The 17,983-nt window shown below is 43.9% G+C and carries 14 protein-coding genes; 4 read left to right on the top strand and 10 right to left on the bottom strand.

From position 1 onward, the window contains the following. Positions 1–53: 53 nt before the first annotated feature. On the top strand, positions 54–851 hold the full coding sequence (locus AB8P72_RS05875) for a 4'-phosphopantetheinyl transferase superfamily protein (protein WP_369958216.1): 798 nt from the start codon (positions 54–56) through the stop codon (positions 849–851). Positions 852–977: 126 nt separating this feature from the next. Here AB8P72_RS05875 and AB8P72_RS05870 read toward each other — a convergent pair whose 3' ends face one another. Then, positions 978–1,862, bottom strand: a complete 885-nt coding sequence (locus AB8P72_RS05870; RefSeq protein ID WP_369958215.1) for a hypothetical protein — start codon at positions 1,860–1,862, stop codon at positions 978–980. A gap of 615 nt (positions 1,863–2,477) precedes the next feature. On the opposite strand from AB8P72_RS05870, the gene AB8P72_RS05865 reads away from it, so the two are divergent. Next, positions 2,478–3,236, top strand: coding sequence for an IclR family transcriptional regulator (locus AB8P72_RS05865; RefSeq protein WP_068404183.1), 759 nt, complete (start codon positions 2,478–2,480; stop codon positions 3,234–3,236). Positions 3,237–3,441: 205 nt separating this feature from the next. On the opposite strand, the gene mmsB is transcribed toward AB8P72_RS05865, so the two are convergent. From mmsB to AB8P72_RS05820, 9 genes are all read right to left on the bottom strand, one after another. Continuing rightward, positions 3,442–4,311 carry a 3-hydroxyisobutyrate dehydrogenase gene (gene mmsB, locus AB8P72_RS05860; protein WP_369958275.1) on the bottom strand — a complete coding sequence of 290 codons (870 nt, stop codon included), beginning with the start codon at positions 4,309–4,311 and terminating at the stop codon, positions 3,442–3,444. A 201-nt stretch (positions 4,312–4,512) separates the two neighbouring features. Then, a complete protein-coding gene (locus tag AB8P72_RS05855; protein WP_369958214.1) occupies positions 4,513–5,745 on the bottom strand; it encodes an enoyl-CoA hydratase/isomerase family protein in 1,233 nt (410 codons plus the stop codon). A 57-nt stretch (positions 5,746–5,802) separates the two neighbouring features. Further along, a complete protein-coding gene (locus tag AB8P72_RS05850) occupies positions 5,803–6,585 on the bottom strand; it encodes an enoyl-CoA hydratase (protein ID WP_068404178.1) in 783 nt (260 codons plus the stop codon). A gap of 79 nt (positions 6,586–6,664) precedes the next feature. Beyond that, positions 6,665–7,825 (bottom strand): acyl-CoA dehydrogenase family protein, encoded by a 1,161-nt coding sequence (locus AB8P72_RS05845; RefSeq protein WP_201542709.1) that lies wholly within the window; start codon positions 7,823–7,825, stop codon positions 6,665–6,667. A 194-nt stretch (positions 7,826–8,019) separates the two neighbouring features. Then, positions 8,020–9,504: a CoA-acylating methylmalonate-semialdehyde dehydrogenase gene (locus tag AB8P72_RS05840; RefSeq protein WP_369958213.1), complete on the bottom strand. Its 1,485-nt coding sequence runs from the start codon at positions 9,502–9,504 to the stop codon at positions 8,020–8,022. A 369-nt stretch (positions 9,505–9,873) separates the two neighbouring features. Beyond that, complete coding sequence (locus tag AB8P72_RS05835; RefSeq protein ID WP_369958212.1) at positions 9,874–11,970, bottom strand: propionate--CoA ligase; 2,097 nt, start codon at positions 11,968–11,970, stop codon at positions 9,874–9,876. A gap of 334 nt (positions 11,971–12,304) precedes the next feature. Further along, positions 12,305–13,969 carry a fatty acid--CoA ligase gene (locus tag AB8P72_RS05830; protein WP_193030330.1) on the bottom strand — a complete coding sequence of 555 codons (1,665 nt, stop codon included), beginning with the start codon at positions 13,967–13,969 and terminating at the stop codon, positions 12,305–12,307. Positions 13,970–14,284: 315 nt separating this feature from the next. Beyond that, the gene (locus tag AB8P72_RS05825; protein WP_082894255.1) at positions 14,285–15,409 is read right to left on the bottom strand and encodes an MFS transporter; all 1,125 of its coding nucleotides are present in this window, start codon (positions 15,407–15,409) and stop codon (positions 14,285–14,287) included. Positions 15,410–16,008: 599 nt separating this feature from the next. Further along, on the bottom strand, positions 16,009–16,188 hold the full coding sequence (locus tag AB8P72_RS05820) for a hypothetical protein (RefSeq protein WP_193030332.1): 180 nt from the start codon (positions 16,186–16,188) through the stop codon (positions 16,009–16,011). A 46-nt stretch (positions 16,189–16,234) separates the two neighbouring features. On the opposite strand from AB8P72_RS05820, the gene AB8P72_RS05815 reads away from it, so the two are divergent. After that, complete coding sequence (locus AB8P72_RS05815; RefSeq protein WP_193030334.1) at positions 16,235–16,951, top strand: dienelactone hydrolase family protein; 717 nt, start codon at positions 16,235–16,237, stop codon at positions 16,949–16,951. Between the two features lie 195 nt (positions 16,952–17,146). Next, on the top strand, positions 17,147–17,893 hold the full coding sequence (locus tag AB8P72_RS05810; protein ID WP_193030336.1) for a hypothetical protein: 747 nt from the start codon (positions 17,147–17,149) through the stop codon (positions 17,891–17,893). The last annotated feature ends 90 nt before the right edge of the window (positions 17,894–17,983 follow it).

Here is a 17,983-nt window from a genome sequence, read left to right as displayed (position 1 = left end):
CAGCAATCTATTGTTGGGCTTTTCTTATTCTATTCATATTCTACAGATAAATTATGTCAACTTTAAAATTACGTGATATTCACTACCAACAACTTGACGCTACAACCTGGTATGCGTCAGCTCAGATTATCACGCCTTGTTTTTTAAATTATCCCGTTTTACTCAGCGATTTACCGCTGTTATTTAATCCCAATCTATTTTTAGATACGAGCGTGGAAAAATTGCGTCACATGCAATGGCAATATCGCATTTCTACCGTGTCTCTATCTACACGCGAGATAGCTCATCGTCAGCGCCAACAGCAGCGCACTGGCGTACGATTATTATTACAATCACTACTTAATAAGCTAGAGATGATTGATACCTTGAATGACGCAAGCTTTCCATATCGACTTGCCAATAGTCAATACTACGTCTGCTTTAGTCATACTGGCACCCATAACAAAATTATTTCTAATCAGCATAAAAACGAAAATCTATTTGAACATTTGGATAATAAAGCCGCGGTGATCATTAGCGCTCATCGTCCTGTAGGTATTGATATAGAAATAAATGCCGTTAAATGGCAGGTTGCGCAGCGCTTTTACCATGCTAATGAAATGGCTATCTTGCAGACCTTACCACCCATGCAAAGAAATGTAATCGCCAAGCTACTATGGCAAATAAAAGAAAGTTTTATTAAGGTTTTTCAGTATAAGCTGGCACAAGGATTAGGAAAGGACTACTCTTACCTCATTGCTGATTTAATAAAAGGGGCTACAAGCAACTCACCTTTACTGGACATTAACGACAATAAAAGCAATTACCGTATCGCTCTTTTACCTCATCAGCAAACCGTGATTGTTTATTAAATATTTCCTAATGCTTTAAAAAAAATGAATGAGAACTATATTTTAGACCAAAAAAAAACGACCCTAAAAAGGATCGTTTTTTTTTGCTACTTCTCTTCTAATAACAGTCGTTAAACTGTGATTAGCTTAGAAGCGGTAAGTTGCACCAAGTTTAACAATTGGCATCCACTCTAACCAGCTTTTATCTTCTAGATCTTTTTCAGCTTGACGCGCTGCATCTTGCGCCGCTACTGCATTTCCGCCTTCACCAGTGTAACGAACGTTTGCATCTACTTTGCCCATATAAGCTGCACCTAGTTCACCAAATAAACCAAAGTTATTCGTGATATTAGGACGGAAGCCTACAGTTAAGTAAGGGGCTAACTTGTTACGGTGCTCAATACTACCTTCTAGGTTACCAACGTTATCACCGCCAAAATCTTCAGCTAAAGATTGGTCAAGAGTTGCATTACCAGCATAGAACTTGTTGCCATCAATACTGTAGTAACCTTCACCTTCAGCATTTGCACGAACATCAATATCATTATCAGGAACGATGATACCAGCGCCCATTGTGAACCAGTTACCAGTAGGACGTAACTGTACACCTAAGTACGGGTTGCTAAAATCTGTATCGACATCATAGTTGATACCTTTCGCATCAAAGTCGCCCCCGAATAGATCAGCTACATCACCACCAGCCCAACCAGCTTGCAATTCAGTTTTTTCGTTAAGACCCCAACCAATGTTAGCACCATAGCCTAGTGTACCTACTTCAGCGCTGATAGCCGCTGGATGAGTCACAGTTTGGAAAAAAGTTCTGTCGCTATATGAGTTTGCTGGTTGTACAACAGCAACTGGCTCAGCTTGATAAGCTACGGCAACTGGCTCTGCTTGATAAGCTACGGCAACTGGCTCTGCTTCGTATACAACCGCATCGTTGTTATCAACAACGATAACTGGTTCAGCTGCTAGTGCAGCAGTAGATGCTAATACAGCAGCAGAAATTGCTGTTAATTTAATAAGTTTCATAAATACTCTCCTAAAGTGTGAAATAACTCGCCCGTAAAAAAATGATAATTTAACTTTTTTATAAACAACCATTTTGTTGAGCAGATTAAAACAATTTTGGCCTAAAAAGTCACCCCCATGAATGCACTTTTTATTTGCCGTTATGTAAAGATTGCATAGATATTGTAATATTTGCTACACCAACCTGCAAAACTTCGCTTTCCTGTTACACAATACTCTCAAAGCAACTGAATAGTCAGAACATGAATATTGCATCGCTTAACGCTCATGTAAAGGTATTACAAAACATGTCAGTATAATGGCCTACCTCCCTCTTTAACTCAATTACAGTTATAGAGTTTATTACTACAGTTTGTTGTGGTTTGTGAGCTAACGTATCCAATGCTACCCAAAATAAGATCTAGAACAGAAGTGCGGGAAATTAGTCTGAACTATAAAAACGTAAATATATCGTTTACATCTAATAAGATAGCTTGTTTGAGTGCGTTATTATGCTAAATTAGAGCTATTAATAGATGTCTTTTTAGTATTCGCATTTTTGGACTTTTCATTAGCGTATTAATGATTTTTTTCTACTTTTCGCTTTACCTTTATTATTCTTATTGAGCCATTTTTATGCCAAAAGTTTCGTCGATTACCCGTGTTTTAGAGATTATCGAAGCGGTGTCTTATGCGTCAAAACCCCTCTCACCACTTGAACTGTCGCAAGAGCTTGATATCCCAAAACCTACTATCCATCGCTTGATTCAAAACTTAGTCGATGAAGGGTTTGTGACCGTCGATATTGGCGGCGGTATTATTCCTGGCAAGCGGGTGCGTAATTTGAGCGTTGAGCTTTGGCAGCAGCGTCAATTTTTTAATGAGCGGCAAATTATTTTACAAAAATTGGTTGATGAGATTAAGGAGACTTGCGGTATCGCCATTCCTTACCAGATGGACATGATGTATACCAATCGCGCTAACACCTCGCTGCCTTTGCAAATATATCTGCCTGTCGGCGCGAAATCACCGATGTGGTGTACGGCTACGGGTAAGTTATATTTAAGCCAGTTGTCTGCGACCAGCCGCGCTAAAATACTACAAGGCCTACCGTTAGATAAATTTACCAAAAATACGATTACCGATATTGATACATTAAATGCCGAGCTTGATCGTATCGCAGAGACAGGCATTGGTATCGATAATGAGGAATTTATCTCAGAGATGGTAGGGGTGTCAGTGCCTGTACTAGACAAAAAATCTCGCTATCTGGCGTCGCTATATATCCACGCACCAACCATTCGCGTGTCATTAGATGAGCTAATGGAGCATGTGCCGCGCTTGCAAAAGGCAGCGCATGATATTCAAGCATTGGTGTATGAGCTACAAAACTAGGGTGTGTGACATTAAGAAAAAATATGACTGAGTAAAAAGGACTGAGTCCTGTGCAATACAGAACTCAGTCCTTGTTATAAACTAAACCGTCCAACATTTGGAGGTCAGTTCAGCGCAGACCTTTTTTATGCTTTGTTAATAACATGATGGCAATTAGAAAAACACTCTATGCAAAATCGATTAAGGATTTGAAGCGTTTCGTGCTTTAAGACAAGACCGAACTGTCATGACGCGCCATAATGCTAGAAAAATCTTTATCGCCATTTTCTACTATGTGAGATTTATAAAGCTCAGTAGCCTTGGCTCCCATCGGCGTTTCAACATCGGTATCCCTAGCCGTTTGCATCGCAAGATTAAGGTCCTTTTGCATGAGTTTACTCATAAAGCCGCCTTTATAACCGTTGCTAGAGGGCACATTTTCCACCACCTGCGGATAAGGGTTATAAACCTCTAGCGTCCAGTTACGGCCCGAGCTTTGTAGCATAATATCTGATAGCACTTTAGGGTCGAGACCGTTTTTTACGCCTAAATTAATCGCCTCTGCCGTCCCTGCCATGAGAATACCTAACAGCATATTATTGCAGATTTTCGCCACTTGTCCGGCACCATGCTCGCCTGCATGAAAGATGTTTTTGCCCATAACGGCGAGTATTGGTTCGGCTTTAGCGAATGCATCGTCACTACCACCGACAATAAAAGTTAAAGTGCCAGCAATGGCGCCTCCAGTACCACCGGAGACTGGCGCATCTAAGAAGTCGATACCAACCTTACTTGCTGCTTCTGCCACCAATCTTGCATCAGCTGCTGCGATGGTACTGCTATCGATGACCAACGTACCCTTAGGTAATTCTGCTAGTAAACCATCAGCGCCATTATTTCCTAGATAAACAGAATGGACGTGCTTGCCCGCAGGCAACATGCTAATGATAACTTGTGCATTGCTCGCAGCATCTTTAGGACTATCAGCCACACTGGCACCTGTTTGCTGCAAGCGCGCGGTTGCCTCTTCAGATAAATCATAAACCGATAGCGTATAACCTGCCTTTAACAAGTTCTCTGCCATCGGTGCGCCCATATTGCCAAGCCCAATAAAGGCTATATTTGGCTTAGTAGTATGATTAACGCTCGCAGCGGTATTATTTGTGTCTTTATTACTTAAATTCAAATCCTTTGTACCCATCTCATCGCTCCTTGATGATTGCTTATGCAGACAGTGCTACACATAGTTTTACGTTTTTTAATTTATACCTGATTCTTATAATGAGCCGATAAGCTCTTAGCGTACAAGCTGGCTGCCTAAAGCGTCTTCACCCAACCAATCGCCTAACGGATGCTCACCTTTAGCATAAGGATTCACAAAGTGCTGATGTATATACGCCTGCCCTTCGCTACTGAGACAGTCTGCCAGTGAACGTGACCACTGCGGATTACGGTCTTTGTCAATCAGTAGCGCACGTACGCCTTCTTTAAAATCAGGATTGGCGGCACAATGCACAGCTACGTTGGTCTCTAAATACAGGACTTGCTCAAGCGATAAGTCGGTGACTTTGTGGTAAAGCGCATAGGTCAAAGCGGCAGTTACAGGGCAGCCGTGACGATAAGTAGCTACTGCGCGCTGCGTCCAGCTATCTGCTGCAAAGTCTGTATCTAATTTTTCAAGCGCTTCGTCACTTTGTAGAAGTGCATCAATATCTCCTAAGCCACCGCTGTTCATTAATTGCTGGATAGGTTTCCAATATATCGCAAGCTTACTTGCAGGCAACTCAGCAACAGGCTGTGCGGTAAGCGCACGACTAACGATACTATGAGCGCTATTATTATGATATTTATCATTGTTGTCAGCTGCTCCTTGCCAATTACTCTGTTTTAAACGTTGTATGACAGCATCGTAATCACTACTGGCAACAGCATACTCTGCAAGATTGGCTAATAAAGCGTCACTGCCATTACACATCGCACCTGTTAGCCCTAAGAACAAACCTGTTTTAGCAGGCATGCGCTGCAAGAACCAACTACCAGAGGCGTCAGGGAACAGTCCAATGGTCACTTCTGGCATGGCAAAGCGCGTGCGCTCGGTGACTAAACGATGACTACAACCTGCCATCAGACCCATGCCGCCACCCATGATAATGCCGTCACCCCACAGAATTAATGGCTTTGGATAAAAATGCATCTGCCGATAAAGACGATACTCATGACCAAAAAACTCTGTCGCATAAGGATTCGGTAACGGCGCACTAATAGACATGCTGTCATAGAGCTTACGAATATCGCCGCCAGCACAAAACGCCTTGTCGCCTGCCCCTTTTAATACCAATGCCACTACCTGATCGTCGTTTTGCCACTGCTCTAGCTGTTTGGCTAATAACTGACACATCTCAACGCTGAGCGCATTCAGAGACTTTGGCGTATTTAACGTCATTATGCCAATCAGGTGACCACACTCTGTCGGCTCAGTATTGAACAGGACTGGCGCTTCTTGTTCTGTGTTTTCTGTTACTGCTGTCATAAAAGAGACCTACCAAAATTAAAATGAGTAAAGTAAATATTAAGACATGCCTACAGGCTATTTATTTTGCCAATTGGGTGTGCGCTTTTCTAAGAATGCTTGTACGCCTTCGCGCTGATCGTTGGTGTCGAATAACTTAACAAAAGCCTCGCGTTCATGGATAAGGTTTTGGGCAGGCGGGGTATTTCTTGCTGCTTGGATAAGCCGCTTAGAATAACTGACCGCCACAGGTGATTGCTTAGCGACTTTTTGCGCTAAGGCTTGCGCCGCTAATAAACCCCCACCCTTTGCCGTGACTTCTTCGACTAAGCCAATGCGTAATGCGGTCTCGGCATCGACGCGCTCACCACACAATATCATCCGTTTTGCCCAACCTTCACCAACCAGTAAAGGTAGGTTTTGCGTCCCACCTGCACAGGGCAGTAAGCCCACGCCCGTCTCTGGTAAAGCCATCTGTGCATGCGCTTCTGCGATACGAATATCACAGGCCAGCGCGCACTCAAGTCCACCGCCCATAGCATAGCCATTGATAACCGCGATGCTAACGCCGCGATACGCTGATAGCGCTTCGAACGCTTCACCAAACGCGATAGCCATACTTATCGCGCGTCCTTTATCGCCGTCTGAGAAATTGTTTAAATCCGCACCTGCTGAAAAGAACTTTTCCCCATCGCCATGGATAATTAAGGCATAAACATCATCATTGGCATTGAGGTCAGTGACCAGCTGCTTGAGTGCCGGCAGACTTTCCATCGTCCACGTATGGGCTGGTGGGTTATTCAGTGTGACGGTAGCAATATGGCCGTCGATTGAGAGCTTTAAATTGGTATAATCGGTCATGGAACATCCTTGTTATTATCTTTCTATAAAATGGCTTTATTCAAAACGCTTAATAAAGCAGTTTTATAATATTGTTGGGCTAACGTAATTGACTCAACGCATCATCTTGCATAAGCTGGCGCGAGACAATCACCCGCATAATCTCATTGGTGCCTTCCAAAATCTGATGCACACGCAAGTCTCGTACATGGCGCTCAAGCGGATATTCATTGAGATAGCCATAACCACCATGCAGCTGTAAGGCTTCATTGGCAACATCGAAACAAAGATCAGTAGACAGACGCTTTGCCATAGCACAGTAGGTAGAGGCTTGCGCGTCATTATTATCGATTTTGCTAGCCGCTAAATACAGCATTTGCCTTGCAGTAATGGTTTGGGTGAGCATATCAGCAAGTTTAAACTGTACTGACTGTAAGCTGGCAATCGGGCTGCCAAACTGGCTACGCTCTTGCACGTAATTGGTCGCGGTCTCTAGCGCCGACTGCGCTGTACCAACTGCACAGATACCGATATTAATACGACCCCCATCTAAGCCTTTCATCGCAATACGAAAGCCTTGACCTTCCTCGCCGATGAGATTTCCTGCTGGTACTTTAACATTTTTAAAACTAATCGTTCGCGTTGGTTGCGCTTTCCAGCCCATTTTATGCTCGTTTTTACCATACTCAATACCAGCGCTGTCAGCGTCTACCACAAATGCTGAAACCCCTTTTGGCCCTGCAGCGCCTGTACGTGCCATGACCACTAACACATCGGTTGAACCGGCCCCTGATATAAAAGTTTTTTCGCCATTAAGCACATAGTAATCACCTTGCTTATCGGCTTTGGTACGTAATGAGGCGGCATCAGAACCGGCATTCGGCTCTGTTAAGCAGTAACTGCCAAGCCATTCACCGCTGACCATATGGGGCAAATACTTTTTACACAAAGCATCGCTACCGTACTCACCAATCATCCAACCCGCCATATTATGGATACTCATATAGGCGGCAACGGCGGTATCACCCCAAGCCAGCTCCTCAAACACCATGGCAGAATCTAGGCGTGGTAGACCTAAGCCGTCATATTCTGGGTTGGTATACAGCCCTAAAAAGCCAAGCTCGCCGGTTTTTTTGATGACATCGACTGGAAAGTGCGAAGTACGATCCCATTCAGCCGCGTTGGGCTTTAGCTCTTTTTGCGCAAACTGTCTGGCAGTTTGGCGAAAGGCGATTTGGTCTTCGGTCAATGAAAAATCCATAGGGTCATCCTTGTGCATGTATAGCAAATATGGGAAAAAAGATTATAAGCCGTCAGTCTACTGTGGTTTAAACCGTGCTGGTTATACAGTATAGCAGCGCTATAACGACAATCATAAATTATGCTTTTGCTAAAAAATACTGAGCAAGAGTGTCGCTATATTGCTTGGACGCTGCAAATATAGTCGATTGACGACTACATTGAAATAGTAGTATTGACGCTGCGGCTTGCCTCGTCATCAAACCAGCGGGCAGTGACCGTTTTGGTTTGGGTATAGAACTGTACCGCTTGCTTACCATAAGGACCCAAATCGCCAAGCTTACTAGCACGTGAGCCTGAGAATGAGAACATCGGTAGTGGCACAGGAATGGGCAAGTTAATACCGATTTGACCAACCATAATATCCTGTTGGAACTTATGCGCAGCAGCGCCTGACTGAGTGAAGATAGCGGTACCATTACCATGTGGATTGGCATTAAGCAGCTCAATCGCTTCATCAAGGTCAGCTGCACGCATGATACACAGAACAGGGCCAAAGATTTCTTCTTTATAAATTTGCATATCCGCAGTGACGTTATCAAAGATAGTCGGGCCTACAAAGTTGCCTTTCTCAAAGCCTTCAACCGTGATGCCGCGACCATCAAGAAGTAGACTAGCACCCTCTTCTACCCCCGTACCAATTAAGTGCTCGACACGCGCTTTTGCAGCAGGTGAAATGAGCGGACCTAAATCCTTGTCATTTTTACCTGCTGAGACGATTAAGCCTTCAGCTTTAGCTTTGATATCATCAATCCACTCACCTGCTTCACCAACTAGCACCACGACAGATAACGCCATACAGCGTTGACCAGCAGCGCCGAATGCAGCTCCCGCTAGTTGATTGAGTGTTTGTTCTTTATTGGCATCAGGCAATATAACGCCATGGTTTTTGGCACCCATCATACACTGGGCACGTTTGCCAGATTTACTGGCGCGCTCATAGACATGCTTGCCGACGTTGGTTGAGCCAACGAATGAAACTGCTTTGATATCTGGATGATCACAAATGGCATCAACGGTCGCCTTGCCACCATGCACGACGTTTAACACGCCTTCAGGGACGCCAGCTTCTACTGCTAACTCAACCAAACGCATAGTAACCATTGGATCTTGTTCAGAAGGTTTTAGGATAAAAGTATTGCCCGTGGCAATCGCCATTGGGAACATCCATAGTGGAATCATCGCTGGGAAGTTAAACGGCGTGATACCAGCACAGACGCCAAGTGGCTGCCAGATACTATAGGTGTCGACGCCTGTTGCGACGTTTTCAACAAAGTCACCAATCTGCAAGTTAGCAATGCCCGCTGCATGCTCAACCACTTCTAAACCACGAAATACATCACCGCGCGCATCAGCAATGGTTTTTCCCTGCTCTGCGGTTAAGATTTCTGCCAGCTCATCCATATGCTCGCGAATCAATTCTTGATACTTTAAAAAAATACGCGCACGTGTGGTGATAGGCGTTTTACGCCATGTCTGAAACGCTTTTTGGGCGGCAGCGACGGCTTGATTGATTTCATCGTCAGTAGTTTGCGGAACTTTGGCAATAACCTCTTGGGTGGCGGGATCAGTGATGTCAATCCATTCGCTGGTATTAGAATCAACAAATTGACCATCGATAAGCTGCTGAACGTGATGCATAAGATATCCTTATCTTGTTTGTTTGCTCACCATTTAATGGTGTGCCAGTATTTATAAAAAAGTATTCATACAAGAATATTGTTAAAAGGGATAAAAAAACTGTCCGTTATTAACCTTTAAATGTTATTTTAAAATGATTTATTTCGTATCGTTATTGACTATAGCAATAAATCAATTTTAGGGTCAAGCGCTTTATTAAACTTTTATTTGCGATAATCGCCATCTATAAAATTTATCGGTCTAAAAACCAAAAAGCCCATGCTGGTACATGAGCTTTTTATTACTTTTAAAGTTGTATTTAAAAATGTGATTAAATTTTGATTAGAATTGACAAGGCCATGTCAGTAATTCAATCAATGGCTTTTGATCTTAATAATCTTTCATCGATTTTTTAATCGCATCAATCGCCGTTGGATTGTCAAGCGTCGACAGATCTCCCGTTTCATTACCTTCCGCTAAAGCACGAATAGCGCGGCGTAAGATTTTGCCAGAGCGTGTTTTGGGTAATGCTTGCGGGAAATAAATCGCCGCTGGACGAGCGATACCGCCCAAGGATTTTACTACCGCACCAATCACTTGCTGCTCAATACGGAAACGGTTTTCGGTCGTCGCCACTTGCTCATGGTCTTTTAGCACACAAAAAGCAATCGGCAACTCGCCTTTTAATTGATCTTTGATACCCACGACCGCACATTCAGCCATCTCTGGATGGGTACTGATGGCCTCTTCAATCTCTTGCGTGCCAATACGATGACCGGCGACGTTAATCACATCATCGGTGCGTCCTAAGATATAAAAATAGCCGTCGTCGTCGGTCACGGCATAGTCTGAGGTTGAGTAGTGCTTGCCATCAAACAGACCAAAATAGCTGCTGATAAAGCGCTCATCATTACGCCATACGGTGGTAAGACAACCAGGCGGCAGTGGTGCGCGAATGGCGAGCAAGCCCTTTTCGTCAGCTTTACAAAGCTCACCGGTTTCTTCATTGATGACGTGGGCATCATAACCATACATAGGATAACCAGGTGAGCCTTGTTTGTGCGGTTTATGATTAAATTTAGGCGTGTTACTTAGGATTGGCCAGCCAGACTCTGTCTGCCAATAATGATCTAAAATCGGCACCCCTAAATGCTTGGTCAACCAATTGGCCGTTGACTCATCGAGTGGCTCACCTGCCAAAAAGAATGACTTAAGGCTAGAAACGTCGTAGCGCGTCATCCACGTTTCATCTTGTTTTTTCAGCATACGCACACCCGTCGGTGCGGTAAATAAAATATTCACCTTGTTTGCTTCGACAATCCGCCACCAAATACCTGGATTTGGACGATGCGGCAAACCTTCATACATGACACTGGTCATGCCAGCGAGCAACGGCGCATAAATGGTATAAGAATGCCCAACTGCCCAGCCGATATCTGATATCGCCCAAAAAGTTTCGCCGGCTTTGCCATCGTAGATATAATCTATCGACGTCGTTAGCGCCACCGCATGACCACCGGTATCGCGCTGCACACCCTTTGGCGTTCCAGTGGTGCCTGAAGTATAAAGCAAATAAGAGGGCGTATTTGACTCTAACCAAACTGGCTCAACAATGGCGTTGGCCTCACAACTGATACGGCGCTGGGTTGCATAATCGACATCGATAGATTTTTTCTCGAACGGTAATACACCACGATTGACCACTAGTACATGCTCGGGCTTGATTGTCGCTTGCTCAACACCTTGATTGACGAGGCTTTTATAATTAATAACTTTACCGCCGCGTAGACCTGCATCGACAGTGATGACCATTTTTGCCTCGGCATCATCCATACGGATAGCCAAGTTATGGGCAGCAAAACCACCAAATACCACCGAATGTACCGCACCGATACGCGCACAGGCTAGCATGGCGTAAGCCGCCTCTAATATCATCGGCATATAAATGATGACGCGATCGCCCTTCTCGATACCATGACGCTGTAGCACATCGGCGAAGTAATTCACTTCTTTATAAAGGTCGTTATAAGTCAGGCGCCGCTTAGTATAATCGGTATAAAGCTCAACGTTATTGCCCAAGTCTTTAAAGGCATCGACTACGGCAGGAAAGGTTTCGATTAACTCTTGGTTAATTTCAGAGGATAGCCAAATAAAAGCATCTTGCTCAGCGCGCTCTGCAAGGTGGCGATCGACACAGTTGTAGCAAAGATTGGTTTCACCGCCGACGAACCATTTGGCAAATGGCAAATTGCTGTCATCAAGGATTTGCTCAGGCTCTTTATGCCAATAAATCCGCTTGGCTTGCTCTGCCCAAAACTGCTCTTTATTATCAATAGAGGACTGATAAATATCGGCAAAGCTTTGCGTGCTATTAAATGATGGGGGAGACTCTTGGCTAGAGGATTGATTAAAGTTTTGATTATTATTGTGATTTATAGCTGGCTGGCTAGTTTGTTGAGAATTTTGACGAATGGCTTGCTCGTTCATAATGGCTGTCCTTAGCGTAAACGATGGGTAATGCTGTATTTTTTTATAACAAGCGATACTATAAAAAGTGCTTTTATAAGAGATGATTTTATAAACTATAAAAAGCGCTTTTATAGAGATCATATTTATAATATGACGCTTTATAAGATACGCTCTTATTCAATACTATCATAATATAAAACTGGCTGTCCCTGCCAGAACTGAAAAACCGATACGTTATGTATCGGTTTAAAATGTAGCAGAGCTAGAGATAAAGGTCAACTACTACGCATGTCAGCCATTTGATATTTTGCTTAACGCAAGCGTTTTAAACAGCTGACTATTTAATGAAGTCTTATTTCTGCTCATCGTACATTTCGCGCATGACTTTTTTATCATGTTTACCAACCGAGGTTTTTGGTAGCTCATCGACAAACTTAAACTGACTTGGCACGCCGTATTTAGGAATAATTCCCCGCGCTACCGCCTGTTCAGCAAGCGCTTTGATGTCATCGGCGTTAGTATCTTGGCAATTAGGTTTGAGTACAATCAAAGCTAGCGGACGCTCGCCCCATTGTTTATCACGGATACCAATCACTGATACGTCAGCGACTGCGGGATGCAAGGATAAAATCGTTTCAATCTCTAACGATGATATCCACTCGCCGCCTGACTTGATGACGTCTTTTAAACGATCGGTGATTTTAATATAACCATCGGGGCGCATATAGGCGATATCTTGGGTATGCATATAGCCATTTTCCCACAGCTCTTTACCAGCATCGTCATTTTTTAGATAGCTTTGGGTTAGCCAAGGCGCGCGCAGCACCAACTCGCCGGTATTGTCTTTGCCCGTACCGACGGACTCATTATCAGTATTCCATATTTGCGCATCGACCATCAGTACTGGCTTACCCGTCATACAGCGGCGGGCAATATCTTCGTCCTCGGACATCTCAGGCTCATTGAGACTAAATTCTGTCAAGCTAATCAGCGGCGCGGTCTCAGACATACCGTAGCCAGTATAAACCTCAATATCTTGCGCCAGTGCGGCTCTTGCTAAACCTTCAGTCAGTTTCGAACCACCGATAATCATTTTTAAACCATTAAAACTGGCATCGCGCTCTTGTGCTTCTTTGAGTACCATCTGCAAAATCGTTGGTACGCAGTGGGTGATACTGACCTTTTCATTGATAATCAAATCCATTAACACGTCAGGTGCGTAGCGTCCCGGATAGACTTGTTTTAGACCAACCATCGTGGCAGTAAACGGGAAACCCCACGCATGAACGTGGAACATCGGCGTCATTGGCATATAAACATCGCCATAGCTGACGCCCTGCTTATTAGGCAGCATACCCAAGGTCGCGGCTTCCGTTAGGCTGTGCAAGACCAATTGGCGGTGGCTAAAGAACACCCCTTTTGGATCGCCTGTTGTACCTGAAGTATAAAAAGTCGTGGCAATAGTGTTTTCATCAAAATCTGGGAAATCAAACTCGCTACTAGCAGCTTCTAACAAAGCTTCATATTCTCCAGTGACGCGATTTTGATTACCGCCAAAGACGCCTTCATGTGGCACGCCATTGTCATCAAGCCAAATAATATGCTCAATGCTAGAGTTTTCAAACTGATAGTCTTTCACCAATGGCGCAAATTCAGAGTTTAGTAGCAATACTTTTGGCTTAGCATGATTAATGGTATATAGAATTTTTTCAGGTGACAGGCGGATATTGACGGTTTGCAAAATATATTCTGACATCGGTACGGCGAAATACGATTCTAAGTAACGATGACTGTCCCAATCCATCACCGCAATCACATCACCGGCATCAAGGTTTAAGTCGGCTAAGACATTGGCTAAACGATTGATACGCTCAAACAACTCTTTATACGTGAGGCGTTTTTTATCGGCATAAATAATTTCTTGCTCTAGCGACACTGTTTTGGCACGGTTTAAGAGTTGCTTGACGATTAAGGGATAATCGTAGGCTGACGGCGCGCTATGATAAATATTTGACATAAATTTGACTTCCTTGTGGGTGATTTTAATTATTTTAAAGCACTTTTAATAGGGTTTAAGAAACATATAAAAACAGAGCATTTTTATCGGTATACGCGTGGCTATTATTGATGGCAATACTTATCGTCATTCTTGATAAGCTTCATTGATAGTAAGAAAAAACCTAGGCTATGTAAAGCGTGCTTGCGTAAGTCGCTGACGACTATAGGTTCTTTGATTGACGTTTAAATACTTGGGTTATTGTGTTATGGCAAGTTAGGTTATAGGGTCAAGTAATGTTAAAAATGTGATGTTAAAGGGTAGTAAAAATCTATATTACTCCGCGCGAGCCGCTGTTTTGACCATCCCAATACTAGCGACCAATAACGCTAGCACTTGTACAAACAATAACAACCAAACCGTCAGCGACCATTGCCCACGCGCGTAAGCGATGCCGCAGAGCCACGCACCCATCGTGCCGCCCGCATAATAACCCATATAATATAAGCCTGAGGCCAATGAGCGTCCTTTTTTGACATTGACCGCAATATAGCTGATGGTGGCCGCTTGGGTAATAAAGACGCCACTGGACATGATGGCAAGCCCCAGTACGATGCCCCAAAGCGGTGTCACGAGAGTTAAGAGCACGCCAAACATCGAGATAATAACTGCCACGCGAACCGTACGTGCCGAACCAAAGCGGCGCAGCAACGTCGTCGATAATGGCGTGATGACAACGCCAATTAAATACACCGCAAAAATATTGGCAAGCGCACCTGTGCTTAATTCATAAGGTGTATCGGCCAAATGTAAATTAATAAAGGTAAAACAGCCAACCAACGAGAACAACACGCAAGCACCAAGCAAACAGGAAGTGACAACATAGCGATTGACCAAATGCTCACCGAGGGTCTGCATGGCTGAGCGAAAATTAGGATTAGCAACGAAGTGCCGTGATGCGGGCAGCATTTTACCCACCCATAGCGCCCCGATCAGCGTCATACCTGCCATCACATAGTAGCCAGCGCGCCAACCGATAAGCTCGTGCAAGTGCCCAAGTAAAAAGCGCCCCATAAAGCCGCCGAGCACCGACCCTGACACATAAAATGACATCAGCTCAGTGAGCGCCCGTCCCTCAAACTCTTCGCCGATATAAGCAATCGTCACCACCGTAATACCGGGCACAGACAATCCCTGCATAAAGCGCCACATGCCCATCCAGCCGATATTTGGACTTTGGGCAATTAACGCAGTGGGTATCGCTAAAAACAATAACGCCCCAACGATAAATGACTTGCGTCCTACTGCATCAGACAGCATGCCCAAAAATGGGGACATGATAGCAATTGCCAATATGGTGGCACCAACAATCATGCCCGCCTGCACCTCAGTTGCAGTGAAATCCATCATCAAGACCGGTAAAATAGCTTGAATAGAATAGACCTGCAAAAAAGCAAACATCCCAATCAAGCCAATCGTCAGCTTAAGTACCCATGAAGGCGCGGCAAAGGGTGTGTTGATACGGCGATTGCTGACGCTATTATCTTGGCTAATACCAGCGGCTTTGCCATTAACATCGCTATCATTATTTATACTGTTATTTATATGATTGTTCAAAGTATGACTTACTATATTGAGTGCTTTTTTAGCTAGAGCTGACTTTTGTGCTGGCTCGTACTAAATGACGCATGGGTGATAGAAATAAGTGGTAGCAATTACATCATGCCTACCATAAAACTTATAACGGACTATAAAAAGATGCCTGATTGGTGATTTTATCATAGCAAATACCAGACTCAGGTTTCGGTATGTTATTGACGCCAGCTTTTTAAATGCGGCTTTATAAAAGCCGTTTTAGCACTGGAGAGGTGACTGTTATTTTTGACAGTGAATAGATTACTGTCTACTATTATTTTGCTTTGCTATTAAAACCAACCATCATCTAACAGACCCTTTATCATGTTAAACAACCCTTTTTATCTAAGATTGATTACCCTAACCGGCACACTGATTATTTCTGTGAATATGACAGCAATCGCAGCACAACCAACAGACTCAATTCAAACCCTTTCAATTAAAGAGCAATCAACCGTTACCTTACCAACCACAGCAACCAAAGCGACTTCAAACGAAACATGATTAACCCCTGCATCATTAGCCAAAGTTCCTGCAAGTAAAGCAACTTTAACCACCACAACATCTACAGCTTCCAGATCAAACTGTATCGCTGATAGTGTCATTACCGCAGCTGAGCTGTCAGCTACGCGTGATAACGGTCCTTTTACTGTGGCGAGTAAAGTCGTTCCCCGTCAGCTGGCCAATGGCTTCGGCGGCGGCACCATTCATTATCCTACCAATGCTGGAGACTGCGGCCTGTTAGGCGGCATCGCAGTGATTCCCGGTTATGTGTCTTATGAAGCGTCTATTAAATGGTGGGGTCCGCGTCTGGCATCTTGGGGATTTGTGGTGATTACTATCGACACCAACTCTATTTATGATGACCCAAATAGCCGTGCAACGCAGTTGAGCGTCGCCCTCGATCATATTCTGAGCGATAGTACGGTAGGTGCGCAAATAGATAGCACACGTTTGGGCGCCATCGGTTGGTCGATGGGTGGTGGTGGCGCGCTGCAGTTAGCAACCCAGCGCAGTGACGTTCGCGCCATTATTCCGCAAACGCCCTATCATGATGAAGACTACGGCATTATGGACACGCCCGCGTTATTTATTACCTGCCAAAATGACCGCATTGCCTCTAATAAGAAGTACAGCAGTGCGTTTTATAATCATGCTGCTGGGCCAAAAATGAAGCTTGAGATAAAAAACGGCAGCCACTTTTGTCCAAGCTATCGCTTTAATGAGATATTACTCAGCAAACCGGGTATTGCTTGGATGCATCGCTACATCAATGGTGATACTCGCTTCGATAAATTTTTATGCCATAACGAAAACTATGGCAACAGCCCTCGTATATCCGCTTACGATTATAAAGATTGTGGATAAGCACTGCTCTTAAATCGCCTTGCATTTAATACTTTTCCTCACTTATCTTTTTTAAACTTACATATTTATAGTGCTGATATCCTTTTGCTTACAGACTTTGCATGCTCAAAAAATCATAATCAAAAACTATGCATATTTATTGCTATGACTAACAATTAAAAAAACTCATAAAATAATGATTAAGGAAGAATATTAATGACCGATAAAATACATGATTTAGGCGCAGGATTTTGGAATATTCGCGGTACGTTTCGCATAGGCGGCGTCCTTAATATAGGTACTCAATGCTCACTGATTAAGTTAGATTCAGGGCGTTTTGTCTTTTTAGATAGCTATGAGCTTACCAGCGACGTACGCGATGAGGTAATGGCCTTAACCAATAATGGGCAAGATGTCGAAGCCGTGCTCAACGTCCATCCTTTTCATACGATTCACTGCGCGCAGATGGCAAAAGATTTCCCGCAAGCGACTTTTTATGGCAGTCGCCGTCATCATAAAAAAATCCCTGAGGTGCAATGGGCAGACGATTTGGTCGAAAGCGAGGCCGTCGCCAAGCGTTATCCTGAGCTAAAGTTTTCTATGTCAGAAGGCATTCACTATATCTCACCCAATGAGATGATTCATGCAGGGTCGCTGTTGGCCTTTCATCCTGCCAGTAAAAGCCTACACGTCGATGACACCTTTATGAGTCCGCCAACCAAACTCCTAGAAGCGGTGTTGCCTGAGCTGTTATTGCACCCAACCACCAAAAAAGCGCTCAAAGATGAGCCTGATGCTGGCAAGCAATACTGCGATTGGGCGACCAATCTTGCCCACGAATGGCGTGAGGTACGAAACTTTTGCGCCGCGCATTCTTATTTGGTTAAGTTTAAGGAAGGCGAGTTTGAAAACGCTTTATTAAAAGCCATTGATAAAGCGCGTCCGAAGCTTGAAAACGCTTAGATGATTAGACGATTAGTTGCTTAAGTTGAATGAATTAGAAATTGATAATAAAAAAGCTGCCTCGCTATGATGGACGAGGCAGCTTTTTTA

It is taken from the genome of Psychrobacter sp. CLB018 (genome assembly GCF_041222815.1).
In the GTDB taxonomy this organism is placed as follows: domain Bacteria; phylum Pseudomonadota; class Gammaproteobacteria; order Pseudomonadales; family Moraxellaceae; genus Psychrobacter; species Psychrobacter faecalis.
This window is presented reverse-complemented; position numbering and strand designations above follow the sequence as displayed.

What these genes read in the sequence shown, in the direction of transcription:
- AB8P72_RS05840 (WP_369958213.1), bottom strand. Translation starts at nt 9,504, where the DNA reads ATGCATCACGTTCAGCAGCTTATCGATGGTCAATTTGTTGATTCTAAT.
- AB8P72_RS05865 (WP_068404183.1), top strand. Translation starts at nt 2,478, where the DNA reads ATGCCAAAAGTTTCGTCGATTACCCGTGTTTTAGAGATTATCGAAGCG.
- AB8P72_RS05875 (WP_369958216.1), top strand. Translation starts at nt 54, where the DNA reads ATGTCAACTTTAAAATTACGTGATATTCACTACCAACAACTTGACGCT.
- mmsB (WP_369958275.1), bottom strand. Translation starts at nt 4,311, where the DNA reads ATGGGCGCACCGATGGCAGAGAACTTGTTAAAGGCAGGTTATACGCTA.
- AB8P72_RS05845 (WP_201542709.1), bottom strand. Translation starts at nt 7,825, where the DNA reads ATGGATTTTTCATTGACCGAAGACCAAATCGCCTTTCGCCAAACTGCC.
- AB8P72_RS05820 (WP_193030332.1), bottom strand. Translation starts at nt 16,188, where the DNA reads ATGACACTATCAGCGATACAGTTTGATCTGGAAGCTGTAGATGTTGTG.
- AB8P72_RS05825 (WP_082894255.1), bottom strand. Translation starts at nt 15,409, where the DNA reads ATGTTTGCTTTTTTGCAGGTCTATTCTATTCAAGCTATTTTACCGGTC.
- AB8P72_RS05850 (WP_068404178.1), bottom strand. Translation starts at nt 6,585, where the DNA reads ATGACCGATTATACCAATTTAAAGCTCTCAATCGACGGCCATATTGCT.
- AB8P72_RS05835 (WP_369958212.1), bottom strand. Translation starts at nt 11,970, where the DNA reads ATGAACGAGCAAGCCATTCGTCAAAATTCTCAACAAACTAGCCAGCCA.
- AB8P72_RS05855 (WP_369958214.1), bottom strand. Translation starts at nt 5,745, where the DNA reads ATGACAGCAGTAACAGAAAACACAGAACAAGAAGCGCCAGTCCTGTTC.
- AB8P72_RS05830 (WP_193030330.1), bottom strand. Translation starts at nt 13,969, where the DNA reads ATGTCAAATATTTATCATAGCGCGCCGTCAGCCTACGATTATCCCTTA.
- AB8P72_RS05810 (WP_193030336.1), top strand. Translation starts at nt 17,147, where the DNA reads ATGACCGATAAAATACATGATTTAGGCGCAGGATTTTGGAATATTCGC.
- AB8P72_RS05870 (WP_369958215.1), bottom strand. Translation starts at nt 1,862, where the DNA reads ATGAAACTTATTAAATTAACAGCAATTTCTGCTGCTGTATTAGCATCT.